Below are 25,463 nucleotides of genomic sequence, written 5' to 3' on the forward strand. Positions count from 1 at the left end.
GCTAGCGTGTCTCCTGGCGCGGCGACTCGGTGGGCGGCGCCGCGATCGGCAAGGTTGCGATCGCGGTCGTGCCTGTCCCGAACGTGGACTCCAGTCGGAGGTCACCGCCGTGCTGGCGCATGATGTCCCGGCTGATATTCAGGCCCAGTCCGGTGCCGTGCACGCTGGAACCGCGCACGGAGTCCGCCCGGTAGAAACGGTCGAAGAGGTGGGTCTGTTCATCGGGGGTCATCCCCCGGCCGGTGTCGGTGACACGCAACTCGGCACCGGCATCCGTCGGCTCGAGTGTGACCGTGATGTGCCCGGAGGCGACGTTGTACTTGACGGCATTGGAGAGCACGTTGTCGGCCACCTGCCGCAGCCGGAACGCGTCCGCGTTCACCAGGAGGCGGGGCATCGGTGCCACCTCGAACGTGATGAACCGCTCATCGGCCAGCGGGCGTGCGGATTCGACGGCATCGGCGAGGATCGACGACAGCTCGCACGGCTCGAACGCGAGCAGGAGCGTGTTCTTCGCGTTGCTCGCCGCCGTCAACAGGTCGGCGACCAGGGCGAGCAGACGGTCGGCGTTCTTCGACGTCACCTCGAGCATGTGCCGGGTGCCGGGCTCCAGGCGTTCGTCGTCGAGGGCGAGCTCGAGGTAGCCGAGGATCGACGTGAGCGGGGTGCGCAGTTCGTGGGAGACGGATGCGACCAGGTCGTCGCGCGCCTGGATCGCCTTCAATTCCGCGGTCACGTCGCGCAACACGATCACACCCCCGTCGAAGACTCCGTGCTCGTCGGTCAGGGGGCGGGCGGAGACCAGGAACGCTGAACGGGCGCGCCCCGGGTCGTCAAACCACACGGTCTCGCGGTCCACGGACTCGCCGCGCAGGGCGCGCCGGAACGGCCGGTGGGCCTCATGGATCGGCGTCAGCTTGTCGTCGCCGTAGACGACGTCGGGCACGGCCTGCCCGGGCGGGACCCGGAACCGGTCCAGGACCTCACGTTGCGCCCGGTTGATCAGGTTCGGTTTGCCTGACGCGTCGAAGCCGACCACGCCGAAGTCAACGGCGTTGAAGATCTCGTCGAGGGTCTGCTCCTGGCGGGTCGACCGGCGCAGTGCCGCCTCGAACAGGCCCGCCTGCTGCCGAAGCAGCACCCGCTGGGCGGCGCTCCGCCGGGTGGTGCCGAACGTCGTGGCCGCGACGAACGCGAGCATGATCGGCACCGCGGCCAGGCGCGGGACCTCCTCGGGTGACGGCACCGCCTCGCGGAGTGCAGCGCCGCCCCAGATCAGGGTCGTTGCCAGCAGCACACCGCCGACGGCCCCGACCGAGCCGAAGTGGGTCGCCAGCCAGATCACCGGGAAGACCAGCAACAGCGACGCGCCGAGCGTCGGCTGGGACTGCCGCAGCATGCAGATCGCGACGACGTCGACCAGCGGGAGCACGGCGATCAGGGCCTTGGGCAGGTTCTGCCACGGGAGCGCGGCCGCCAGCCCGGTCATGGCGAGGATCAGGACGACGCCGAGGAAGAAGAGGGAGTCGCCGAGCACCGCCGGCTGCACGGCGGCGATGATCCCCACCAGCACCAGGAGGGAGCCCGCCAGGAGCGATTGGCTGGTGAACACCGAACGGCCCAGCAGCGGAGAGTGACCGACCGGCGCGGCGGCTGACGCGAGGCGCGTCTTGGTCGCAAGTTCGGTCATCCGTCGAGACTAACCGGTTCACGGACGACCCGGTTGCAGGCATCCGCCTCCTGTCCGCGGGAAATCGCGACAGTCGAGTCCGCCTGGTCAGACCGGGGTGGCGGCGCGGATCGCGCGGAGGGTGCCGGTGGGAGTTGTGGCCGTGTCACGGACGGCCGGCAGCACGGCCAGGGCGCCGAACTCCTCGAGCCGGGCGATGGTCCTGGCGAAACTCCGCGGAACCCCGTAGTGGAAGCCCTGGGCGTTCCTAATGCCGATCGCGTGCAGGTGCCGCGCCATCGCGTCGTTCTCCACTCCTTCGACGACCATCGAGTATTCGAGCTTGTCGCCGAAGCCCTGCAGGGCGGTGAGGACCTCGCGCTGCCGGATGTCGCCGAGGTCGTCGACCAGGCTGCGGTCGATCTTGAGGATGTCCATCGGCACGCGCACCAGGGCGTCGACCGAGGAATCACGGGAGCCGTAGTCGTCCAGCGCGATCATCATGCCGATGTCCCGCAGGTGCTCCGCCTGCTCCCGCAGTTCGGTGGAGACCTTGGCGACGGAGCGTTCGTTGAGCTCGAGGCAGAGCGAGATACCGGGGTAACGCTCGGCGAGGTCTTCGAAGAACGATCCGACCCGTCGCGGCAGGATCTGCCCGGCCTCGACGTTGATCGCCATGCAGAAGACCTGGGGTTCGATCAGCCGGAACTCGGCGGCGGCAGCCATCGCCTTCACCGCGACCTGGCGGGTGAGCTTGTCAAGCCGGCCGAGGCCTTTCGCTTTCTCGACGAACGTCGAGGGCGAGATCGGGCCGAGTTCGGCATCCGTATAACGCATGAGGGCTTCGAATGCCCAGATCTGCCCGGTGACGAGGCTGACGATGGGTTGGAAGGCGAGTTCGAGCCGGTCTTCGTCGATCGCGCGGGCCACCACGTCGTTCAACTGCGACGAGCGGTGGCTGGAGATGCTGAGGCTGCTGGCCTTGGCGACCCCGTTGCGGCGGCGGGCCTTCTTGATCTCCAGCATGCTGCGGTCGGCGTCCTGGACCAGCTGGTTGATGTCGGTCTCGCGGTGCGCGGAGTAGGCGAGGCCGACGCTGAGCACCGGGCTGAACGTGGTCGCCCCGACGGTGAGCGGTTCGCCGGAGAACTCCATGATGCGTTCGGCGATCCGCTTCGCCTCCGGGAGGGAGGAGAGGTGGGTGAGGATGATGACGAACTCGTCTCCGCCGACCCGGGCGACCACGTCGTGCGGACGGACCACCTGGCTGAGCCGCCGGCCCAGCTCGCTCAGGATGCCGTCACCGGTCTGGTGTCCGTAGCGGTCGTTGAGCTTCTTGAAGTCGTCGAGGTCGAGGAAGAGCACCGCGAGTGCTTCGGAGTAGTCGCGGTGCTCGTTGATGTTGGTGAGCGCTTCCTGGAAGGCCCCGTAGTTGGGCAGCCCGGTGAGCGGATCGGTGTTCGCGCGCTCGGTGAGTCCGCCGATGTTGCGCCGGGACTTCACCGCGAGGTTTGCGGTGTGGGCCAGTGCGGAGATGGCCTTGCGGTCGTCTGCGTTGAAGCCGAGGTCCATCGGGTCACGGTGCGCGACGATGTAGCGGACCACGTCGTCGCCGAGGACGACTTCCGCGCCGATTTCGCCGCGGCGAGGTGGAGCGGTCTGCACGTCGACGGTCTCGACGCCGATCGCGTCTGCGACCGTTTCGCAGAGAGTGTCGGTGATGTCCCTCGTGGATTCGCAGACCGCCACGGCCTTCGGGGTGGACGCCGTGCCCACCGGGCGCGCGTACTTGGCGAGCTCGCTGAGGGCGCTCGCCCCGTGGATCAAGCCGTTCAGCCGGCCCTGCATCACGGTGTTGCGGATCACCAGCTTGGCGCCGCCGGCCAGGACCGTCAACACCAGCAGCACGATGATCGTATTGAGCGCGTCGTTCCGGCTGTAGACGAACGGCAGGCCGTGGTCACTCCAGAGGGCGGCGAAGAACGAAAGCACCACGCAGGCGGCCGCCACGACAGCGATTCGGAGGGGCCAGAGCGAGCGGAGGGTGACGCGGATGGGCGTGGCCTTGGTGAGGCGGAGGCGCAGCACTTCCAGCGCCAGGACGACGACGATGTAGCCGACGCAGGCGATGGGCCCGGCCACCAGTCCGGGCACGCCGCTGGGGGTTTCGGCGGCGGTGGGAACGGCTGTTGCGGTGAGCAGGCCGCTGGTGCTGGTCAGCGCGTTGAAGATGATGACGGATGCCGCTGCGCCGACGCCCGCTAGACCGCCGCCGTACAGCGCGACACCGGTGCGTTGGGTGCGCACGAGCATGATCAGGAAGACGCCGAGTGCGATGACGCCGACGGCGATCCACTGCGGCACGGCAGGCGACAGCGCGGGCAGCGCGATGACCGGGAGGCTGATGGCGGGAGTGCGCCGGGGCTTTCGCACCAGGGACACGCAGGCGAGCTCGAGGGTGGCCACGCAGAGCACGCCGACCAGGGCAATCGGCCAGCGTACGGCCGGGCCGATGATCAGTTGCGCCAGCGAATTGGCCATCAAGACCACGGCGATAGCCGCGAACACCGCAAAGCCGAAGCGCCTGACGCCCACCCGTCCCGAATTGTCACCCACGGAGGCAAACACTAGTGGAGTGCGGGGTGCGCCGTTGCACCGGCGCGCCCCATCACCCCTGTGTTGGGGCGGCGTGCCGGGTCCGCTGGCGCTGAGGATTTGACCACGCGCGCAGGGCCTGCCATCCGCGCGTGGTCAAATCCTCAGCGCGAACGTGATGGCTAGGCGATCCCTCCGCCATCGACCACCAGCGCCGACCCGGTCACGTAGGAGGAGTCGTCGCTCGCCAGCCACACGACGGCCGCAGCGACCTCGCCCGGCTCCCCCATCCGGCCCAACGGACGGTCGGCGGCCTCGGCGAGGAACGCGTTGGCATCCTGGGACAGCTGGCGGGCCTCGTCGCGGAGCATGCCGGTGTTCACATCGCCCGGGTTGACCGAGTTGACCCGGATGCCCTGGCCGCCGTGGTCGATCGCCAGCGCGCGCGTCATGTTGACGACGGCGCCTTTCGAGGCGCAGTAGGAAATAGCCTGGCCGCCGCCCTTCAGGCCCCAACCGGAACCGGTGTTGACGATCGATCCGCCCCCGTTTGCCGCCATGATGGGGACGACGTGCTTGCACATCAGGAAGATGGACTTGACGTTGACGCTGAAGACCCGGTCCCACTCCTCGGCGGTGGTCTCCACGGCTGTGGTGCGACGGATGATGCCGGCGTTGTTGAAGACGACGTTCACCCCGCCGAATGCGTCCACGGTGGTGGCCAGGATGCGCTGGATGTCGTCCTCGCTGGACACGTCGGCGGCGATGGCGACAGCAGTGCCGCCCGCGGCGGTGATCTCATCGGCGACGGCCTGTGCGGCGTCCGCTCGCAGGTCGACGACGGCGACCCTGGCACCTTCGGCAGCGAAGGCGAGCGCGGTGGCGCGTCCGATGCCGCCGGCCCCGCCGGTGACGATTGCATTCTTGTTCTCTAGACGCATGGCTGCGCTCCTTCGTTTCGTGGTTCTGGCTGAGGTACTGGTTCTGGTTCTGGTGCGCTGACGGGGTAGACGGCGACGGTGTGCACACCGGTGATGACGCGGGTGTACCCGGCCAGACTATGGTCGAGCGCCGGGTCCCCGGTGTCCACGAGCAGCGGCCGCCCGCCGAGGTCGGTGAGCTTCTCCTCCGTCGCCACCACCAGCAACGGATGCGCCCCCAGCGCCCGCAGGACCGCCGCGGATATCTGCTGGTTGCCTCGCCCGAGCAGGAACCCTTGCCCGCCGATCACGGTGATGACCGCGCGGGCGGGGGCGTTCGCGTCCGCCCGCTTCGGGCGCGCGAGTGCGGTCAAATGGCCGCCCGGCGAGGGGTCGAGGCGGCCTTTTGCCCGCACTCGCGGAGAAGTGGAGGCGGCCGGGGAGGCCGGGGCGGAGGAGGCGGCGGGCGCGGCGAGGATGGCGAGCAACTGCTGTTCGGAGGCGTCGGCCAGCACGAGCTCGCCGCCGCGGACCACGTCGACCCCGAGCGGAGTCTTCGGCACCCCGAGCTGCCGGGCGATCTCCATCGTCGTGCCGCCCGGGCCGAGCAGGTAGAAGCTGGTGTAGTCCATCGCCGCGACGGCGCCGGCGGCAGCCGCGCGCACTGCCGCGGCTTCCGTGGCGGGGGTGGCGCTCTTCCGCGACTGCGTCCGGCCGGCGATGAACGGCACATGCACGAGCGCGAACAGGCGCGGATCGACGCGTCCGTGCCGGATCTGCTCCTCGTCCACGTCGAGGACCTCGCGCCGCTCCAGCGGAACCGGCTGGTCCGCGAGCCAGCGCGCGGCCAGCGCGCCGGCCGCGGAGGGGCTCACCGCGAAGCATCCGGAATACATCTTCACGCCCGCCGGCACGCCCAGCATCGGCTGCTCGGCGGTGAGGCCGGCGGCGACGTCCCTGGCCGTGCCGTCGCCGCCGACGAACAGCAACAGTTCGGCGCCCGCTGCCATGATCGCGGCCGCGGCGGCGGTGGTATCGGCAGCGGTTGACGGGGTCGGCGCCGCGTAGACGACGCGGGCAGTGAGCCCGGCCGCACCGACGGCATCCGCGCCCATCGCTCCGGACGCGGTGATCACGCTCGTGCCCGGGTGGGACGCGGCGAGCGTGGCCAGGGCGCGGATGCCGCGTTCACCGGAGTGCAGGGCGGAGCCGCGCTCGAAGGCGGTTGCCTGCACACCGGCGCCGTCGCTCCCCTTCAGACCGGCCGGCCCGCCCACCCCGGCGACGGGGTTGACGAGCAGGCCGATGCTGCGGGGCATCCGTGGGTTCATCGGCAGCCCGGCGCGGCCGGCCGTGCCGCGCCCCGCCGTGCCGCGCCCCGCTCGTGAGGGGTCACATATCGACCTTCCGCCCGCCGGGGAAGGTCGATTCGTGACCCCTCAGAACGGCGTTGAGCCATTGTCTCGCCCACAGTGGCTAGCTGAAGTACTTGCGCTGGTAGGCGCGCCAAGTGATGGCCCAGCGCTCCGGGTCGTCCAGGTCGTCGTGGTGCGTGTGGTGCACCGTCTGGTTGTGCGGCGCACTGCGCACCACCTCCGGGGTCTCCCGCGCCTCGCGGGCGACCTCCGCGAGCACGGCCGCGTACTCGTCGAGCTCGGCCATCGAGTACGACTCTGTGGGCTCGAGCGTGAACGGCTGCGGCACGATGTACGGGTGGTGGCTGGTCCAGTAGTGCATCCCGAAGTCGGAGGCACGGATGCCGATCTCCTCGGAGCTGATGCCGGTCTCCTCGTACAGTTCCTGCCAGGAGTAGCGCACCTGCTCGATGCGGCGGCGCCCGGTGGCGTACGGCGCGGAGGCCCCTGGGATCTCGAGGATCTTCTTCATCAGGTAGTTGTTGTTCAGCACCGCGGTCTCGGCGACAGCCTTGATGCCCTCGGCCCCCAGCGCCATCACCCACGCGTAGGCGCGCACCAGGTTGGGGGCGACCCCGTAGAACGGCGCGACCTTGCCGATCGACTGCGGTCGGTCGGAGTCGAGGGCGAACCGGTCGCCGTTCCGAACGATGACGGGGCCGGGCAGGAACGGGGCGAGCGCCTCGGACACCGCGTTGGCGCCCGCACCGGGCCCGCCGGAGCCGTGCGGCGTGCCGAACGTCTTGTGCAGGTTGAAATGGCACACATCGAAGCCGGCGTCGCGGGCGCGGGTGATGCCGAGGATGCCGTTGGCGTTGGCCTGGTCGTAGGAGGCGAGCGCGCCCACCGAGTGCGCCAGGTCGACCCACTCCTTGACCCGTGGGTTGAAGATGCCGGTGTCTTCGGGGTTGGTGATCATGATCGCGGCGGTGCGCGGGCCGATCACGGCCCTCAGCGCCTCCGCGTCGGGGTAGCCGTCGGCGTCGGGGTAGAGGGTGATCACCCGGTAGCCGGCGGCCTTGGCGGTCGCCGCGTTCGACGGGTGGCTGAAGATCGTCGTGATCACCTCGTCGCGCTGATCCCCGTCGCCGTTCGCCTCGTGGTAGGCGCGAATCATGGCGATGTTGGTCCAGATCGCGGTCGATCCGCCGCCGGTGGCCAGCGACACCCCGTGCATGCCGGAGATCTCGGCGACGGCGCGCTCCAGGTTCCAGATGATCTCCAGGATCCCCTGCACGTCGTCCTGGTCCTGCAGCGGGTGCAGGTCGGTGAGTTTTGGGGTGCCGATGAGCGCCTCGTTGACCTTGGGCGCGTACTTCATCGTGCAGGTGCCCTGTCCCACGTCGATGTTGAAGTCAGCGCCGAGGTTCTCCTGGCTGAGACGCAGGTAGTGGCGGAGTACCCGCATCTGGCCCATCTCGGGGAGGGCCGCCTTCTTCTCCCGGCGCATCCCGGCGGGCAGCGCCGCGACGACGTCGCCGACGGCCTCCCGCACGCCGGGTTCCGAGCGGGAGACGAGCACGCCCCGTTCGCCGGGGGTGGTCAGCTCGAAGATCACGGGCTCGTCCCACCGGGCCTGGTGGAAGCGGCGGATGGCGGGCTTGGGGGCGATGGGGAGGCTCACGCGCTCTTCTCCTCTGTCTTGCGGGTGGCGGTCGTGCTGGTGCGGGCAGCGGATGCGACGGCTTCGACGAGTCGGTCGATGTCAGCCTGCGTGGTCATCTCGGTCACGCAGACAAGCAACTCGTATTCACCGACGACGACGCCCGGCTCGATACCCTGCGCCCGGAGCGTGTCGACGATGGCGTGGGCAGTGACGGATGCCCCGCTGAAGTCCACCACGAACTCGCGCAGGTGCAGCGCGTCGTCGGTGAGTGCGACTCCCGGCAGGGCGGACAGCTTCTGCTGCGCGTACCGGGTGCGGGCCAGGAGCGTCTCGCCGAGGTCGGCCATACCCTGCGGGCCCATGAGCGCGAGGTAGACCCCCGCGGCGATACCCCAGAGCGCCGCGGCGGTGCCGACCCACTCCTTCCCCTCTTCACGCTGGGCGAAGGAGGTGCGGTCGTAGGCGACGTCGCCGAAGCCGACCTCACCCGGGACATCCGTTGTGGCCAGGCCGAACAGGCGCGAGGGCATCTCCATCACGAATCTCGGGTCGTCGGGGACGGCGATGAAGCCGGCGTGCGCGCCGCCGAACCACTGGTGCAGGCCGAGGGACTGGATGTCGCCGCAGACGATGTCCGCGCCCTGGTCCGCCGGGGGCGTCAGCACGCCGTAGCCGACCGGGTCGGTGCCGACGACGAGTATGGCACCGGCCGCGTGGGCGGCGTCGGCCAGCTGGCGGATGCCGGTTTCGACGGCGCCGGAGTAGCCGGGGGTCTCGATCCAGACCGCTGCCGTCTCCTCGGTGATGAGCGCCGTGACGGCGGCAATGTCGGCGGTGCCGTTTACCGTGGGCACGAAGATGAGGTCGAGGTTCGGGCGCACGAAGTCCTGCACCCGGGAGAGCTTGTCGGGCAGGACATCGCTGGCGACGATCATGCCGCGGCGGCCCGACATGCGGCCGGCCATGGAGAGGGAGGTGGCGGTGGCCTGGAAACCGTCGTACGTGGGAACGTTCACGACGTCCATGTTCAGCAGCTCGGCCATGAGCGACTGGTATTGGAACAACGCCTGGAAACGGCCGTGGTCTTCGTAGGGTTCGCCGGCATACGCCGTCAAGAACTCACTGCGGCTGATGACCTCATCGACGACCGCGGGCACGTAGTGGTTGTAGGTTCCGGCGCCAAGGAAGCTCAGGCGTTGCTTCGTCGACACGTTGCGGTCGAGGAGCCCCTCGACGTGGCGCACGAGATCCTGTTCCGCGACGAACGGCGCGGGAAGGTCGAGCGGGCGGTCGAGCCGAAGGTCGGCGGGAACGTCCGCGTAGAACTCCTCGACCGATTCGGCGCCGACGGCGGCGAGCATCGCGGCCTTGACGTCGGGTGCCGAATTCGGCAGGTATGGGTGGACGAACGGTTCTGTCATGGTGCTATACCCCGGGGTTCTCTGATGCGGTGGATACGGACAAAGGTTCAGTGGTCGAGCCTGTTTCAGTGCCGGAGGTCGGTGACGGATGCGCGAGCACCGCCACCCCGAAGCCCTGCACGGTGAGGTTGCCGGAGACGTCGTCGCCGGTGAGCAGGTCGTGCGCACCCTCCGGGACGGCGACGGACACCGCGCCCGTGCCGTGGTTGAGCACGAAGGTGAAGTCGGTGTCTTCGTTGCTGCGGGTGACGATCTCGATGTCGCGGCCGGGTGTGGAACGGACAGGCAGCCCGGCGGCGTCCAGGACGCCGCCGAGGACCTCCTGCAGGCCGGCGTCGGCGAGCGTTGCGCTGAGGTACCAGGCGGCGCCAGCGCCGGCGGTGCGGCGGACGATGGCGGCGCGTCCGGCCAGGGCGCCATCGCTGTACCGGGCGACGACGTCGGCGTCGGCCGCCGCGTCGATCCATTCGCTCCAGATCAGGGTGGACAACTCTGATGCTGTGCCGGCCGCGTCCGACCAACTGAGCGTGCCGGTCTGCCCGTCGGGCAGCGGCCACCATTCGTCGACCTCGACGCCGAGCAGTTCCCGGAGCGGACCCGGCGCACCACCGTCGTGCACTTTCTCGGTCGGGTCGACCACACCGCTGAACGGGCCGACCACCAGCTGGCCGCCACGCTCGACGAAGGCCGTCAGCGCGCCAGCCTGCGCTTCGGTGGCGATATAGAGGTTGGGCACCACCACGACGTCGTAGCCGTGGAACGGGCCGGTTGCCCGCACGACGTCGACGGTCTGGCCCAGGGCGAACAGGGCGCTGTGCCAGGCGCGGGCTTGTTCCAGCCAGTTGAGGCGCTGCGAGGGAAGCGAGTCCGGCGCGGTGCTGCCCCACCAGGAGTCCCAGTCGACGACCAGGGCGACGGATGCCTTCACCCGGCTGCCGCGCACCGCCTCGATCTTCTTCAGCTCTGCGCCGAGGGCCGCGGTCTCCTGGAAACTGCGGCTCTGCTCGCCACGGTGGCCGAGCATCGCCGAGTGGTACTTCTCCGGCCCGAACTTCGCCTGCCGCCACTGGAAGAACATGGCGCCGTCCGAACCGTGGGCGATCGCCTGGAAGCTGTCGATGCGCATCCGCCCGGGCGCCTTGGGCACGTTGACGTCACGCCAGCTGACCGCGCTCGGCGCCTGCTCGAGCAGCAGCCAGGGCTGCCCGCCCTTGAGCGAACGCATCAGGCCGTAATTGAGGGCGGCGGGAACGTGGGCATGCGGGTCTGCGGGGTCGGGATACGCGTCATCGGTCACCACGTCTTCGGCGGCGGCGAAGTCCCAGTAGTCCAACTCCTTGAAGAGGCTCATGAAGTTCGTGGTGACCGCGATGTCGGGGGTGACCCGGCGCAGCACGTCGATCTCGGCCTGGAACAGCTCAAGCAGCGCGTCGGAGGAGAACCGCTCGAAGTCGAGCTGCTGCGTGGGGTTGATCGGTCCCATCGACGTGCGCGGCGGCTCGATGTGCTCGAAGGTGAGGTAATTCTGGCCCCAGCAGCTCGTGCCCCATGCTTCGTTGAGCCCGTCGATGCTGCCGTACCGGTTCTGCAGCCAGGTTCGGAAATGAGCAGCGGATGCCGGGCACCAGCACCGCGGGACGTGGTCGCCGTATTCGTTTGAGATGTGCCACATGGCCAGGGCCGGGTGGCTGCCATACCGGGTGGCCATGGCCTCGGTGAGCCGCAGCGCGTGTTCGCGGAAGATCGGCGAACTGGGGCAGTAGGCCTGCCGGGAGCCGAATTCGAGGCGTTGCCCGTCGACGTTGTGCGGCAGTACCTCCGGGTGCAGACGGATCAGCCAGGCCGGTGGGGTGGCAGTGCCGGTGGCGAGGTCGACCTTGATCCCCGAGTCCCACAACAGGTCGATCACACGGTCGAGCCAGCCGAAGTCGTACACGCCGGGCGTCTTCTCGATCAACGGCCAGGAGAAGACGGGGAGCGAGACGAGGTTCACGCCCGCCTGCCGCATGAGCCGCGCGTCCTCGGCCCAGGTCTCCTCCGGCCACTGGTCGGGGTTGTAGTCGCCGCCGTAGGCGAGGGCGTCCAGCCGGATCGGGCGGTGCGGGGTCGGCGTCATCCGGACTCCCCTTTCAGTGCGGTCCTTGTGCGGTGCGGTTTGAACATTGTATTCTGTATACAGACACCGTATGACGAATGCGCCCCGTGGTCAACCCATAAACTGAGGCGCACGAGGCAGCCTGGGAGGGCGCATGGCAATCGAACGCAAGACACTTCGCTCGCAGGTGCGAGAAGAATTGCTCGCCCGCATGCGCTCGGGCGAAGCGCAACCGGGCCAGAGCATCAACGAGGTGCAGCTGGCCGCCGAACTCGGCGTGAGCCGCACACCGTTGCGCGAAGCGCTGATCGGCCTCGAGAGCGAGGGCCAGATCACCAGCGAGAACGGCAAGGGTTTCCGTTTCGTCAAGCTGTCGGCCGACGAGTTCGAAGAGCTCGGGCCGGTCATCGCCACCCTCGAGGGCCTCGCCATCGAGCTCACGCCGCGTGACACGATGCGGGAACTGGGTGGGCGCCTGACCGTGCTCGCCGAACAGTTCAACCAGAACATCGCCGAGCACGCGCTCATCTCGCAGCGGGATGACGAATGGCACGAGCTCATGCTGAGCGCCTGCCCGAACTCGCGCCTGATCGACCTGATCCGGAGCGTGCGTGAGCTGTTCCACCGGTATGAATCGCTGCTGGTCCCCGACGAGGTCATGGTCGAGCGAGTGGCCGCCGAACACGGCGACATCGCGCGCGCCCTCGCCGTCGGCGACATCCCGGCCGCCAAGCAGGCACTGATGGCGAACTGGATCAACGGCGTGAAGCGCATTCGTGCCAACGCCAGCCTGTCGTACCTGTCGTCCTGACCGACCCGGTCGAATCGTCGACAGACGACGACCACCGGCGCCCTCCGGCGTCCGGGCGCCCGAAATCCCGCCGGGCACCCGAAATTCCGCGCGCCCAACGCTTTCGCGCGCGCCCAGCGCGTTTGCGCGCGCCCAGCGCGTTCCCGCGCGCCCAACGCGTTCCGCGCGCCCAACGCATTTCCGCGCGCCCCGCGCATTCCCGCGCGCCCCGCGCGTTCCCGCGCGCCCAGCGCTTTTCCGCGCCCCGCGCGTTCCCGCGCGCCCCGCGCGTTCCCGCGCGCCCCGCGCGTTCCCGCGCGCCCAGCTCCCGCGCGCCGGCGCCCACATCGCGGCCTCGAGCTGCCACCGGATGGCTCAGCCCTTCACCGCGCCGCCGAGCAGCCCGGCGATGAACTGCTTCTGGAAGATCAGGAACAGGACCAGGAGCGGCAGGGTGGCGATCAACGAGCCGAGCATCAGGCCGGAATAGTCCACCCGGGACAGCCCGATCATCGTGTTCAAAGCCACCGGGACGGTGTAGTTGTCCTCGGTGTTGAGCATGAGCAGCGGCCAGATGAACGCGTTCCACTGCGTCATGAAGGTGTAGATGATCAGGGCGGCGATCTGCGGCCTCGCCACCGGCAGCACGATCCGGTAGAACGTGCGGAGCTCGCTGGCGCCGTCGATGCGCGCCGATTCGATCAGGGCGTCCGGGAAGTCCAGGAACGATTGCCGCATCAGGAAGATGCCGAAGGCGTTCGCCAGGAACGGGATGATCACGGCCTGGTAGGTGTCGATCCAGCCGAGTCCGGCCATCATCTGGAACAGCGGGACCAGCAGCACCTGCATCGGGATCATCATGGTGACCAGGATCAGGGCGAGGATCACCCCACGTCCGCGGAAGCGGAATTTGGCCAGCCCATAGCCCGCCATGACGCTGATGATGGAGCTGAACGCGGTGTAGACGATCGCCAGGCCCAGGCTGTTGGCCATCACCCGGGAGAAGTTCGTCTCCTCCTGCAGCCGCGCGAGGTTGGTGAGCAGTTCCCCGCCGGGTAGCACCGGCAGGGGCGTGCCGAACAATTCGGACGTCTGGTGCGTTGATGCGATGACCATCCAGAGGAACGGAATGAGGCTGACGACGCCGCCCACGATGAGTACCAGATACACCGGTGCGTGACGGATGCCGGCGGCCAGGCGGGCCCCGCGGCGAACGCGAGGCGCGTCATCCGTCAGCAGCTCGAGCCGGGAGCGCCGCTCGGGGCGACGCGCGCGCGGCGGCTCGGGCATCCGCTGGGTCGGCCGCTCGTTGGCCAGAGTGACGGCGTTCAGGTTTTCACCGGTCATGATTTCTCCCTGGTGAGCCTGAACTGGACGATCGAGATGATGGCCGTGAGCACGACGAGGAGCCAGGCGATGGCCGACGCGTAGCCGAAGTCGAACTGGCGGAAGCCGACCTTGTACAGGTAGAGCACCGGGGTGAGGGTGGCGTCGCTCGGGCCGCCGCCGGTGAGGATGAAGTTCTCGTCGAACAGTTGCAGCGCCCCGATGGTGGAGGTGATCCCGGTGAACAGCAGCACCGGTCGCAGCTGCGGGATGACGATCTTGGTGAAGATCGCCCAGCGGCCGGCTCCGTCGATGCGGGCGGCCTCGTAGAGTTCGGCGGGGATGGCCTGGAGGCCGGCGAGGATGATCACCATGTTGTAGCCGGTCCACCGCCAGGTGATCGAGGCGATCAGGGCGACCCTGGCCCAGGTCTCGTTGTTCAGCCAGTCGATCGGCGCGATGCCGACCAGGCCGATGACCTGGTTCACGGCGCCGCCGTCGGTGGCGAGCAGCACCCGGAAGACCACGGAGTAGGCGACGAGGGTGGTGACGGCCGGGAGGAAGTGGATGACCCGGAATCCGCTGGTGAACCTCAGCCAGTTCTGGTTCAGCAGGTAGGCCAGGCCCACGGCGAGGCACATCATCAGCGGCACCTGCACGACCAGCAGGATGCCCGCCGTGGTGAGGCTCTTTCCGATCAGCGGGTCGGAGAACAGCCGGGCGTACTGGTCGAGCCCCACGAACGTGGAGACTCCCCCGCGAGTCGTGAAGAAGCTTTGCCACAGGGAGGCGAGGAGCGGGTAGGTGAAGAACAGCCCGAACAGGATGACGGCGGGGAGAACGAAGAACATCCCCGGACGCTGGAGCTTCCGCCCCAGCGTCCGGGTTCGCTGCCCGGGTCCGACGCGCCGCGCAGGCGCGAGGGGGGCCGAAACGGTCATCTCAGCCGGCGATCGTGCGGCCGGTGGCAGTGGCGATCTGCTTGGCCGCGTCGCCCAAGACCTTCTTCGGGTCCGCGCCGTTGATGACGGATGCGACGACCGCGTTGGCGACGATGTCCAGCGCCTTCGCGTTGTCGCTGGTGTAGCTCACCGACGGGATCTCGGCGGTCTGCTGCGCGAACAGCTCGTACACCTTCTGCCCGGAGAAGTACGGGTCGGCCTGCTGGAAGTAGCTGTCCTGCAACGCCGGCAGGTATGACGGGAAGAGACCCTCGTGCTCCATCAGCGAGACCTGGCTCTTCGCATCCGCTAACGCATACGAGAGGAACGACGCCGCGAGATTGGGGTTCTTCGCCTGGGCCGGGATGGCCAGGTTGGAGCCGCCGTTGTTCGAGGTGCGGGCGCCGTCGGCGCTGAAGCCGGGGAGTTCGGTGATGCCGAACTTGCCGGCGAGTTCCGGCATCTCACCGGTCAGGGTGCCGATCCACCAGACCGCTTCCGGGTGCACCGCCGAGTCGCCGTCCTTGGTGGCGGTGACCCGGCCGTCCCAGCCCTTGACGTTCTTGATCAAGCCCTTGTCATTCATCTGCTTGAGCAGGGTGAGCGCCTCGACGGCCTCCGGGGAGGTGATGGCGATCTTGCCGTCGGCGTCGAACAGGCCCTGGCCGGCCTGCTGGAGCAGCATCGAGAAGGTGGCGCCGCTGGAGACGTCGATCGACATCAGGGTGTGGCCGGTGGCCGCCTTGATCTTCACGCCGGCGTCGACGAGGTCGTTCCAGGTCGTGAGCGATGCGGGGTCGACGCCGGATTCGGCGAGGTAGTCCGAGCGGTAGAACAGGCCGACGGTGCCGGAGTCCCACGGCGCAACGCGCAGTGTGCCATCGGCGTCGGAACCCGCGGACCACTTCGACGGGTCGAAGTCGGCCTTCTTGTCGCCGAGGACCGGGGTGAGGTCGGCCAGGCCATTCGGGAATTCGGCGATGTAGCCCGGCGCGCGATCCGTCTCGATCGTGACGAGGTCGGGCAGCCCGCTGCCGGCCTGCAGACCCACGGAGAGCTTGTCGTACGCGTTGTCGTACCCGACGTCGACGACCTTGACGGTCGTGCCGGGGTGGCTCTTCTCGTATTCGGCGCCGAGCCGTTTGAGTCCGGCGGCCGCGGTGTCCCACGACCACACGGTGATGGAGCCTTCGACCTTCGCGGTGGGATCGAGCTGGGCGGCGGGTTTGCCCGCTGCGCCGCCTGTGGCGCAGCCGGCGAGCAGGGTGACGGCGGCCAGGGCGGCGGCCGGAAGGAGGAACCGGGGGACCTTCATGTGTAACCTCTTCATCGAAGTGTGCGGAATATTGTATACAGTACACGGCGGCGCTCGACGCGTCAACGCGCTCACCCGCCCCGCGAAACCGCACTTGTTGGGTCTAAGAGGCCCGGATAACCCCAACGAGTGCACTCTCGCGTCACCGGGCTCGGGGACGCGCGCCCGTCACGTTTCGCGGGCCCGCACGCGTCACGTTTCGCGAGAACGCACTTGTTGGGTCTAAGAGGCCCTGATAACCCCAACGAGTGCAGGTTCGCGGGGGCGGGTGGGCCGGGTGAGCGGGGGGTCAGGCGGAGAGCTGGGCGGCTAGGTCGATGAAGAGGGCCGCCGACCAGCCGAAGGAGGTCGTGGCCGTCTGCGCCTTCTGCCCGGTCTGCGGGTTGAAGTACTCGTGTGGGCCGCCGCCGTGGATGACCAGCAGGGCGGTTCGTTCGGCGAGTTCCACGGCTTCACCCGGGTAGCCGGAGCGCCGGAGCCCGTCGACCAGCAGCGCGTTGATGTTCACCCAGACCGGGCCACGCCACATCCGCTCCGCCGAGAAATCGGGATCGCTGGTCGCCACGGTGGGCACGGTCCAGGTGGTGCCGAACTGTTGCGGGTCGCCCAGCGCGGCGACCAGTGTCGACGCGATCCCGGCGGGAAGATCACCGGTGAGCAGCGGCAGCAGGCTCACCGCCGCGTACGAGCGGATGCGCTCAGCTCCGGCGTGCGCGACGAAGTGCCCGGCGGTGGCGTCCCACATCTCCAGCAGCCCGGCCAGCGTCGCGGCGGCGCGGTCAGCATGACGCTTCGCCTCGGTCGCATCCCCGCGCTCCGCGAAATGCCGCTCCAGCTCGCGGTCCTGCAGCACCAGGTAGGCGCCGAGGTCCGGCGAGGCCAGGGGCAGCGGCCCGTCGAAGATCGGGCTGTCGTCCAGCCCGGACGAGTACGGATGCCCGTATTCCGGCATCCCGTCGCCGTCGGCATCGGAGTGGGCGAACCACCAGTCCTGAGATCGGGCGATCGTCGTCCAGGCCCGGTCGACCCACTCCGGATCGACGCGATCGCCTGAGCCGGCGCGGTCAACCGGGTCGCCTGGGTGCGCGGTGCGGCACGGGCCCGACGATTCCAACACCCGGCGAAGCGCCCACGCTGCCAGCGGCGGCTTGGTCAGCGGCACCGGAACGTTCGGGTCGGCGACGCTCGACCCGTGTCGCCGCAGCGTCTCGCGATCGTGCGGCGGCAGGTCCTCACTCGAGGCGAGCACGCCCTCGTCATGCACCACGTCGGGAAGCTGGCCATCCGCTGTCGGATACCGCAGTGCGAGGTCGAGTTGCTCGCGCGCCAGTTCGGGGTCGCCGTGGCGGAGGCCGACGGCGATGAAGTAGGCGTCCCACTGCCAGAGCCCGACGTACCCGATCTTGGACGGGACGACCGCGCGGGCACTCCCCTGTCCGGGCAGTTCGACGATGTTCGCGCCCAGCACCCACCAGCAGAAGGCGGTCATCGCCTGCAGGTCGTCGCGCACCCGCGGGCAGCGGTCGAACCACTGGGTCCAGACGATAGCGGTGTCGTATTCGTGGTCGGAGTGGGCGCCGGAGCGGGCGACGCCGACCACTCGGGCCGCATCGATCCTGAGTTGAACGGATGCCGCGTGGCCGGGGCCGAGCCCGATGGTCTGCTGGCCGCCGTCCGCCGCCGTCAGGCGGAGCTCCGCGGTGACATCGCCGTGAGCTCCGACACTGAGCGCGTGCGGACCGGCGAACGTCAGGGTGACCAGCCCGCCGGTGCCCGTCGCGCCGAATTCGATCCGGTGCGGCAGCACCCGGGTGACGGGCAGCGGGGCGCCGTCCGTGCCGACCACGGCCAGCCGCTCGAAGACCACGCACTCATCGAGGGGGCGTTCGTATTCGGCCAGGGCCACCCTGACCGCGGTGACCGGCTCGGCCACGCCCGGACCGCCTTCTCGGTGCGCGAGCACGAGGATTCGTGAGCGCGGGAGGGTGAACGGGGCGGCCACCAGATCGAGGAAGGGCGTGACCAGGCCGATGAGGGCATCCGTCGGGTGCGCCATCATCGACCGCCCAGCCCCGAGGCGGCCATGCTGCTGATGATCTTGCGCTGGCCGATCACGAATGCGACCAGCATCGGGATTGTGGCGACAGCGGATGCGGCCATCACCAGCCCGTAGTTCACCGAGCCGAACTGGCCGCGGAACGACGAGAGCAGCAGCGGGACGGTGAACAGGTCGGGGCTGTTCAGCAGGACCAGGGGGAACAGGAAGGAGTTCCACACGTCGAGCGCGACGATGATGCTGAGCGCGCCGAGTCCGGGCCGGAGGTTGGGCAGGATGACGCTCCAGAAGATCCGCCACCGGCCGGCGCCATCGACGAGCGCGGCCTCCTCGAGCTCCTTCGGGAGAGAGAGGACGAATTGTCGCATCAGGAACACCGCAAACGGATTGACCATCATCGCTGGAACAATCAGCGACAGGTGCGAATCCACCCAGCCGAGGTTGCTCATCAGCAGGTAGAACGGGATCAGGGTGACCTGCTTGGGGATCATCTGTGTCGCGAGGAACACGATGAAAAGCAGCCTGCTGCCACGGAATTTGATCCGGGCGAACGCGTAACCGGCCATCGAGGCGGTCAGCAGGGTGCCCACAACGGCCAGCACGGTGATGTAGATGCTGTTCAGGTAGGCCTGCGCGAACGGCGCAGCATCCCAGGCGTTGGAATAGTTGTCGAAGGTCCACGGCGCGGGCCAGAAGCTCAGCGGATCCTGCAGCAGTTGCGGCAGCGTCTTGAAGGAGGTGATCAGCATCCACAGGAACGGGAACACCATCGCGATGCCGACGACGGCGAGAACCACATGCAGGAGGCTCTTCCGGGTAAGCGTCGCCGCCGACGAGGTGGGGGGCTTTCCCGTCACCGAACCGGCAGCGGATGCGTCGGTCATGACTGCAACCGGGTCAATCTCCGTGTCTATGCGGGTCACTCGGCACCATCCTCGTAGTGGACGAACTTCTTCTGCACGCCGAACTGGACCGCCGTGATCACGAGCGTCAGCAGGAGCAGGATGACCGCCGCCGCACTCGATGGACCGAATTCGAAGCGCCCGAAGCCAAGGTCGTAGATGTGATAAACGATCGTGCGGGTGGCGTTGTCCGGACCGGCGTTGGCCGTGAGCACGAAGACCACATCGAAGGTCTGCAGCGAGCTGATGAACGCGATGACCGAGGAGAAGAAGATGATCGGCGACAGCAACGGCATCCGGATGCGCCAGAACAGCGTGAAAGCGCCGGCGCCGTCGAGCTTGGCGGCCTCGATGACCGACGGTGAGATGTTCTGCAACCCGGCCAGGAAGATGATCACATTGAGCCCCATCGACGCCCAGATCGACACGATGCAGACGGACACGAGGGCAAGCCTCGGATCGCCGAGCCAGTCGGTAGGGGAGATGCCGAACGCCTTCCACACGACGCTGCTGAGCACGCCGTCCGCGCGGAGCATCTGCTGCCAGATCATCGCGACCGCGACGGTGCTGGTGACCACCGGGGCGAAGAACAAGACCAGGTAGAGCGTGCGGGTCTTCAGCTTCTCCAGCGCCACGGCGATCACGACCGAGAAGCCGAGGCCGATCGGCACCGTGATGAGTGCGATCAGCAGGGTGTTCAGGATGCTGCGGATCAGCAGCGGATCCTGCGCCTGGGAGATGAAGTTGTCGAATCCGACCCAGGTGAGTTCGGTGAGGCCGTCCCAGGAGGCGAAGGCAAGGACCAGGCTTCCCACGAACGGGACGAGAACGAAGATCGCCATTCCGATGACCTGCGGGCCGATGAAGATGTAGCCCCATCGGCGGTCCCGGCGCCGCCAGGCGGCCTCCTTCCGGAGACCGCCTGGCGCTGGTGCGAGACGTGGTTGCCCGGCTGTCGAGCTACGCACGATGGTCATGACTCGGCCTTACTTGCTGCTCTTGGCGGCGATCAGATCGGCGACGGCGTCAAGTGTCGACTGGGCGTCTCCCTTGCCCTGGTAGAGCTTCATCATCAGGTCGCTGATGTCGGTGGACAGGCCAGGGACCGCCGCGATGGTGGGGTGGTCCTCGAAGCCGATGTCGCGCATGTCGAGGAACGTCTGGGCGTGCGCCGGGTAGTTGTCCTCGAGCACGACGTCGTCGGCACCCTTGATCGACGGCACGGCGTTTCCACCGCCCTGGAGCCGGAAAGTCTGGCCTTCGGCACTGAGGAATTCGGTCCAGAACGTGAACGCGGCATCCGTTTTCTTGGTCTTCGCATTGATGGCGAGGTACGAAGTCGCGACTCCGGTCGGGGCTGCGGCGCCGTCGGGGGTAGGCCAGCGCACGATGTCGTAGCTCGCTTCCTCGCCGGCGGACTTCACGGTGCCGATGGTGTAGCGGCCCTGGGAGAAGAAGCCGGCCTTGTGCGAGACGAAGAGGCTGTCGGCGCCAGCGCCCTCCGGGAGGGTGTCTGCGACGACGAAGGTGCCGTCCTGGAACTTCTTGCCGAGTGTCTCGGTGGCATCGACAGTGGCGGTGTCGGTGTTGCCGATGAACGCGCCCGAGTCGTCGAACACCGTGCCGCCCTGCGCGGAGATCCAGCTGTAGTGGGTGGCCCAGTAGTTCCAGAACATCGACCCGGTCAGGCCGGCGGCCTTGAGCTTCGCGTTCATGTCGAGGTACTTCCCGGTGGTCCACTCGCCGGCCTCGGCGAGCGCGGCGGGGTCGTCGGTGATGCCGGCAGCGGCCAGCGCCGTCTTGTCGTACCAGAGCACGTCGGGGTTGGAGTCGTTCGGCGCGGCGTAGATCTCGTCACCGGTCTTGGCCGCGCCGAAGAGGCCGGGGAAGAAGTCGTCGGGCTTGGTCTGGCTCGCGTCGGAGTCCATCAGTTTGGTCAGCGGCATCAGGACCTTGGCGTCGACGAACTGGCCGATCTTGTCGTCACCGATGTAGAAGACATCGGGCGCCGTATTGGAGGTGAGCTGGGCGAGGAGCTTCGAGTGGTAGTCGCCGTAGGAGGCCACCGGCTGGAGCTTCACCTTGATGTCGGGGTGGCGCTTCATGAAGTCCTTGTTGAAGTCCTCGTAGCGCGTCAGTTCTTCGGGGGTGCCCCAGGTGGACCACACGACGGTGTTGGGGTCAGAGTTGCCGCCGGAACCACTGCAGGCGGCCATGGTGAGGGCGAGCGCGGTGGCGGCGCCGATGGCGAGGAGCTTTCTCGTCTTTGAGACCAAGCTGGTCATGGGGTGTCTACCTCTCCTGAGGGTCGGAATGCGATTACTGTATTCTGTATACAACATACCGTCTTGTCAAGAGGGCGGCGAGCGCCGGCTGCGGCATCTGCTCGCGCGGAGGTTTTGGCCACGCGCGCCGATTCTGGCCACGCGACATCCGCTCGCGCTGAGGTTTTGGCCACGCGCGCCGATTCTGGCCACGCGACATCCGCTCGCGCTGAGGTTTTGACCACGCGCTGAGGGCCTGCCATCCGCGCGTGGCCGAATCCTCAGCGCGAATGGTCAGGGGCGATCCATTTTGGCGCCTCGGTGTCTTGGGCGTCGCAGGGTTGCGGGCGCTACGCATCCGCCCAGGCTGCGAGCGTCCACCTAGGCGGCGAGCGTCCGCTCAGGCTGCGGCGCGCGCCGGTCCCAGCGGTGCGGCATTCGCCCGCGCCGCGGATTCCTGCACGCGAGCGCGGTTCAGCGCAAACGGGATCCGCTCGCGCGTGCCGGTTCCGCGCAAACGGCATCCGCTCGCGCGTGCCGGTTCCGCGCAAACGGCATCCGCTCGCCGCCCCGTTCAGCGCAAACGCCATCCGCTCGCGCTGCGGGTTCCTGCACGCGCGGAGGGCGTGCCATCCGCGCGTGGCCGAATCCTCAGCGCGAACGGAGGGCGTGGGGCGTGGGGCGCGCGGGAAGACTAGACGGCGGGCACGGCGGCGAGGAGATCCGCCGCGATCAGTTCAGCTATCTGCACAGCGTTGAGGGCCGCGCCCTTCCGCAGGTTGTCGTTGCTGATGAACAGCGCTATGCCGCGGCCGTTAGGAACGCCCGGGTCCTGGCGGATGCGGCCGACGAAGCTGGGGTCCCGGCCGGCGGCCTGAAGCGGAGTGGGGACATCCGTCAGCACCACACCGGGCGCGCCGCCGAGAAGCTCCTCGGCGCGAGCGACCGACAGCGGACGGGCGAACTCGACGTTCACGGACAGCGAGTGACCGGTGAACACCGGCACCCGCACGCAGGTGCCGCTGACCAGGAGCTCCGGCAGGCCGAGGATCTTGCGTGACTCATTCCGCAGCTTCTGCTCTTCGTCGGTCTCGAACGAGCCGTCGTCGACGACCGAACCGGCCATCGGGATGACGTCGAACGCGATCGGGCGCACGTACTTGACCGGCTCGGGCATGGTGACGGCGGCGCCGTCGTGCACGAGCTGGAGCAGGTTGTCACTGGCCGCGGCAACGCGCACCTGGGTGGCGAGCTCCTCGGCGCCGGCGAGGCCGCTGCCGGAGACCGCCTGGTAGGTGCTGACGATCAGGCGTTCGAGTCCGGCCTCGTCATGCAGCACCTTGAGTACCGGCATCGCGGCCATGGTGGTGCAGTTCGGGTTGGCGATGATGCCCTTGCCCGCCTGCTTGATGGCTTCGGGGTTGACCTCGCTGACCACGAGGGGCACCTCGGGGTCCATCCGCCAGCCGGAGGAGTTGTCGACCACGAGCACGCCGGCGGCGGCAAAGCGGGGAGCCTGCGCCTTCGAAAGCGTGGCACCGGCGGAGAAGATGGCGACATCAAGGCCGGTCGGGTCGGCGGTGCTGGCGTCCTCGATGACGATGTCCTGGCCCTTCCAGGGCAGCGTGGTGCCGGCCGAACGGGCCGAAGCGAAGAAGCGGATGCCGGCGACCGGGAAATCGCGCTCCTCCAGCAGGCGACGCACCACGGCGCCGACCTGGCCGGTGGCGCCGACGACGCCGATGTTGATTCCTGTGCTGCTGGTCGCTGTGCTGGTCACTGGGTTCCTTACGTGTCGCTGCATCCGTGTGGCTAACTCGGGAGATTGTCGCAAACCAGCCCGTGTTCATGCTGAATCGGGCCGATCCGGTCGCGTGCTCCTGAGTGAACCCCGGCGCGGGCGGTGAGTCGGGGGGCTGGTGGGAGGGTGGGACGGAGAGGGCGGGGCGGGAGCTGCCGGAGCGGGCGTCGCTCAGCGGCCGGTGCCGCCGTGCACTTGGGCGACCTCGTCGGCATCGAGACCGAAGGCGGTGTGCACGACACGCAGCGCCTCGGTGATACTGTCTGCGCGGGTGACGACCGAGATCCGGATCTCACTGGTGGAGATCATCTCGATGTTGATGCCCGCGTCGGAGAGCGACTCGAACAATTTGGCCGAGACGCCCGAGTTGGTGCGCATGCCCGCGCCGACCAGCGCGAGCTTGCCGATCTGGTCGTCGTACTGCAGCGACTGGAAGCCGGTGTCCTCCTTCTCGGACTCCAGGGCCTGCAGAACACGGTGACCGTCTGCCATGGGGACGGTGAACGAGATGTCGGTCAGCCCGGTTGCCGCGGACGACACGTTCTGCACGATCATGTCGACGTTGGAGCCCGTCTTCGCCACGATCTTGAAGATGTGCGCCGCCTTGCCGGGAACGTCCGGCACGCCGACGACGGTGATTTTCGCTTCGCTGAGGTCGGCTGCGACCCCCGCGATCATCGGGTCTTCCATGGGCTTCTCTTTCCTCAGAGCGGCGCCCCGCAGGGGCACGCCGGGGTTGTAGACGATGGTTCCCTCGTTGTTGTTGAACGAGGAACGCACATGCAGGGTCACGTTGTGCCTGCGGGCATATTCCACAGCGCGAATATAGAGCACCTTGGCGCCGTTCGCGGCCAGCTCGAGCATTTCCTCGCTCGTGATCCGGTCAATTTTGCGGGCCAGCGGCACCACGCGCGGGTCGGATGTGAACACCCCGTCTACGTCGGTGTAGATCTCGCAGACGTCGGCGTCGAGGGCGGCGGCGAGGGCAACGGCCGTCGTGTCCGAACCGCCCCGGCCGAGCGTGGTGATGTCCTTGGTGTCGCGGTTGAAGCCCTGAAAGCCGGCGACGATGACGATCGCCCCCTCGTCGAGCGCTTCGCGAAGCCGCACCGGGGTGACGTCGACGATGCGGGCGGACCCGTGGTGGGCATCCGTGATCATCCCGGCCTGGCTGCCGGTGAATGAGCGGGCGTCGTGACCCATACTCTTGATCGCCATCGCGAGCAACGCCATCGAGATGCGCTCCCCCGCCGTCAGCAGCATGTCCAGCTCGCGCGGCGCGGGGATCGGCGTGACCTCGTGGGCCAGGTCGAGAAGCTCGTCGGTGGTGTCGCCCATCGCGCTGACCGCGACCACCACGTCGTTGCCGGCCTTCCGCGTCTCGACGATGCGCTTGGCCACCCGCCGGATGCCTTCGGCGTCCGAAACGGATGATCCGCCGAACTTCTGCACGATCAAGCTCACGTGGCTCTCCTGGGGGTTGGGTACGCGGGCATGGCCCGGGTCAAGTCTAAATGCTCAGATATTCCGCAGCGGCTATGTGACGCGGTGTACGCATCCGCTCGCGAGACGGCTAACCGGTGACGACGCGTCGGCCTTCGAAGGCGCGGCCGAGAGTGACTTCGTCGGCGTATTCAAGGTCGCCGCCGACCGGCAGGCCGGAGGCGAGGCGGGTCACGCGGATTTCGAGGGTGGTCAGCAGCCGCGACAGGTAGGTGGCGGTGGCTTCACCTTCGAGGTTCGGGTCGGTGGCGATGATGACCTCCTGCACGGTGCCGTCGGCGAGGCGGGTCATCAACTGGCGGATGCTGAGGTCGTCGGGGCCGACCCCGTCGATCGGGCTGATCGCCCCCCCGAGGACGTGGTACAGGCCACGGAACTCGCGGGTGCGCTCGATGGCGACGACGTCCTTGGCCTCCTCGACCACGCAGATCGAGGCGGGGTTGCGTCGCGGGTCGCGGCAGATGCCGCAGGTGTCCTGCTCGGAGACGTTGCCGCAGATGGAGCAGAAGCGCACCTTCTCGCGCACCTCGAGCAGCACGTTGGCGAGCTTGGTCACGTCGAACGTCTGGGTCTGCAGGATGTGGAATGCGATCCGCTGCGCCGACTTCGGGCCGATGCCGGGCAGGCGGCCGAGTTCGTCGATGAGTTCCTGGACAATTCCTTCGTACATGGGTTACTCGCCTCTCGAGCGGGGTGCCGAGATGTGCGGCTGTTCTTCCAGGAAGGTGGCGCCGAGGATTTCGCGCACCACCGATTCACCGTAGCGCTGCTTCTCTTCGAAGGCCGGCGGCCGGGCGGCGGCCGGGCGGGCCGGCGGCCGGGTGGCGGCCGGGCGGGCCGGCGT

Annotated in this window: 18 protein-coding genes; 1 reads left to right on the plus strand and 17 read right to left on the minus strand. The window is 68.3% G+C overall.

What is annotated here, in order from left to right; translation table 11 throughout:
- Position 1 precedes the first annotated feature (1 nt).
- The 7 genes from AB4Y94_RS15220 to AB4Y94_RS15250 all read right to left on the minus strand — a co-directional run bounded on the left by AB4Y94_RS15220 (position 2) and on the right by AB4Y94_RS15250 (position 11,742).
- Positions 2-1,690 (minus strand): sensor histidine kinase, encoded by a 1,689-nt coding sequence (locus AB4Y94_RS15220; RefSeq protein ID WP_441728786.1) that lies wholly within the window; start codon positions 1,688-1,690, stop codon positions 2-4.
- A gap of 87 nt (positions 1,691-1,777) precedes the next feature.
- Positions 1,778-4,285 (minus strand): EAL domain-containing protein, encoded by a 2,508-nt coding sequence (locus AB4Y94_RS15225; RefSeq protein WP_441728787.1) that lies wholly within the window; start codon positions 4,283-4,285, stop codon positions 1,778-1,780.
- A 161-nt stretch (positions 4,286-4,446) separates the two neighbouring features.
- Positions 4,447-5,205, minus strand: coding sequence for an SDR family NAD(P)-dependent oxidoreductase (locus tag AB4Y94_RS15230; RefSeq protein WP_441728788.1), 759 nt, complete (start codon positions 5,203-5,205; stop codon positions 4,447-4,449).
- Positions 5,196-6,503 carry an ATP-NAD kinase family protein gene (locus AB4Y94_RS15235; protein WP_441728789.1) on the minus strand — a complete coding sequence of 436 codons (1,308 nt, stop codon included), beginning with the start codon at positions 6,501-6,503 and terminating at the stop codon, positions 5,196-5,198. The genes AB4Y94_RS15230 and AB4Y94_RS15235 overlap by 10 nt, the downstream gene beginning before the upstream one ends.
- A gap of 157 nt (positions 6,504-6,660) precedes the next feature.
- Positions 6,661-8,223 (minus strand): aminomethyl-transferring glycine dehydrogenase subunit GcvPB, encoded by a 1,563-nt coding sequence (gene gcvPB, locus AB4Y94_RS15240; protein ID WP_441728790.1) that lies wholly within the window; start codon positions 8,221-8,223, stop codon positions 6,661-6,663.
- Entirely contained in the window at positions 8,220-9,626 is a 1,407-nt protein-coding gene (gene gcvPA, locus AB4Y94_RS15245) for an aminomethyl-transferring glycine dehydrogenase subunit GcvPA (protein ID WP_441728791.1), read from the minus strand. Before gcvPA ends, gcvPB begins: the two co-directional genes overlap by 4 nt.
- A gap of 4 nt (positions 9,627-9,630) precedes the next feature.
- Positions 9,631-11,742 (minus strand): beta-galactosidase, encoded by a 2,112-nt coding sequence (locus AB4Y94_RS15250; protein ID WP_441728792.1) that lies wholly within the window; start codon positions 11,740-11,742, stop codon positions 9,631-9,633.
- Between the two features lie 133 nt (positions 11,743-11,875).
- Here AB4Y94_RS15250 and AB4Y94_RS15255 point away from each other — a divergent pair, with 133 nt between their 5' ends.
- Positions 11,876-12,532, plus strand: a complete 657-nt coding sequence (locus AB4Y94_RS15255; RefSeq protein ID WP_441728793.1) for a GntR family transcriptional regulator — start codon at positions 11,876-11,878, stop codon at positions 12,530-12,532.
- A 354-nt stretch (positions 12,533-12,886) separates the two neighbouring features.
- Here AB4Y94_RS15255 and AB4Y94_RS15260 read toward each other — a convergent pair whose 3' ends face one another.
- The 10 genes from AB4Y94_RS15260 to recR all read right to left on the minus strand — a co-directional run bounded on the left by AB4Y94_RS15260 (position 12,887) and on the right by recR (position 25,289).
- On the minus strand, positions 12,887-13,858 hold the full coding sequence (locus AB4Y94_RS15260) for a carbohydrate ABC transporter permease (protein WP_441728794.1): 972 nt from the start codon (positions 13,856-13,858) through the stop codon (positions 12,887-12,889).
- Entirely contained in the window at positions 13,855-14,688 is an 834-nt protein-coding gene (locus AB4Y94_RS15265) for a carbohydrate ABC transporter permease (RefSeq protein WP_441728796.1), read from the minus strand. The genes AB4Y94_RS15260 and AB4Y94_RS15265 overlap by 4 nt, the downstream gene beginning before the upstream one ends.
- 91 nt (positions 14,689-14,779) lie before the next feature.
- Positions 14,780-16,093, minus strand: coding sequence for an ABC transporter substrate-binding protein (locus AB4Y94_RS15270; RefSeq protein ID WP_441728797.1), 1,314 nt, complete (start codon positions 16,091-16,093; stop codon positions 14,780-14,782).
- A gap of 289 nt (positions 16,094-16,382) precedes the next feature.
- Entirely contained in the window at positions 16,383-18,152 is a 1,770-nt protein-coding gene (locus AB4Y94_RS15275) for an amylo-alpha-1,6-glucosidase (RefSeq protein ID WP_441728798.1), read from the minus strand.
- Positions 18,149-19,072 (minus strand): carbohydrate ABC transporter permease, encoded by a 924-nt coding sequence (locus tag AB4Y94_RS15280; RefSeq protein ID WP_441728800.1) that lies wholly within the window; start codon positions 19,070-19,072, stop codon positions 18,149-18,151. Before AB4Y94_RS15280 ends, AB4Y94_RS15275 begins: the two co-directional genes overlap by 4 nt.
- Positions 19,069-20,028: a carbohydrate ABC transporter permease gene (locus AB4Y94_RS15285; protein WP_441728801.1), complete on the minus strand. Its 960-nt coding sequence runs from the start codon at positions 20,026-20,028 to the stop codon at positions 19,069-19,071. The genes AB4Y94_RS15280 and AB4Y94_RS15285 overlap by 4 nt, the downstream gene beginning before the upstream one ends.
- A gap of 9 nt (positions 20,029-20,037) precedes the next feature.
- The gene (locus tag AB4Y94_RS15290) at positions 20,038-21,336 is read right to left on the minus strand and encodes an ABC transporter substrate-binding protein (RefSeq protein ID WP_441728803.1); all 1,299 of its coding nucleotides are present in this window, start codon (positions 21,334-21,336) and stop codon (positions 20,038-20,040) included.
- 673 nt (positions 21,337-22,009) lie between these two features.
- Positions 22,010-23,119, minus strand: coding sequence for an aspartate-semialdehyde dehydrogenase (locus AB4Y94_RS15295; RefSeq protein WP_441728805.1), 1,110 nt, complete (start codon positions 23,117-23,119; stop codon positions 22,010-22,012).
- A 168-nt stretch (positions 23,120-23,287) separates the two neighbouring features.
- Complete coding sequence (locus AB4Y94_RS15300; protein WP_441728806.1) at positions 23,288-24,580, minus strand: aspartate kinase; 1,293 nt, start codon at positions 24,578-24,580, stop codon at positions 23,288-23,290.
- Between the two features lie 109 nt (positions 24,581-24,689).
- A complete protein-coding gene (gene recR, locus AB4Y94_RS15305) occupies positions 24,690-25,289 on the minus strand; it encodes a recombination mediator RecR (RefSeq protein WP_441728808.1) in 600 nt (199 codons plus the stop codon).
- Positions 25,290-25,463 lie beyond the last annotated feature (174 nt).

It is taken from the genome of Glaciibacter sp. 2TAF33, assembly GCF_052114945.1.
Classification (GTDB): Bacteria; Actinomycetota; Actinomycetes; order Actinomycetales; family Microbacteriaceae; genus Cryobacterium.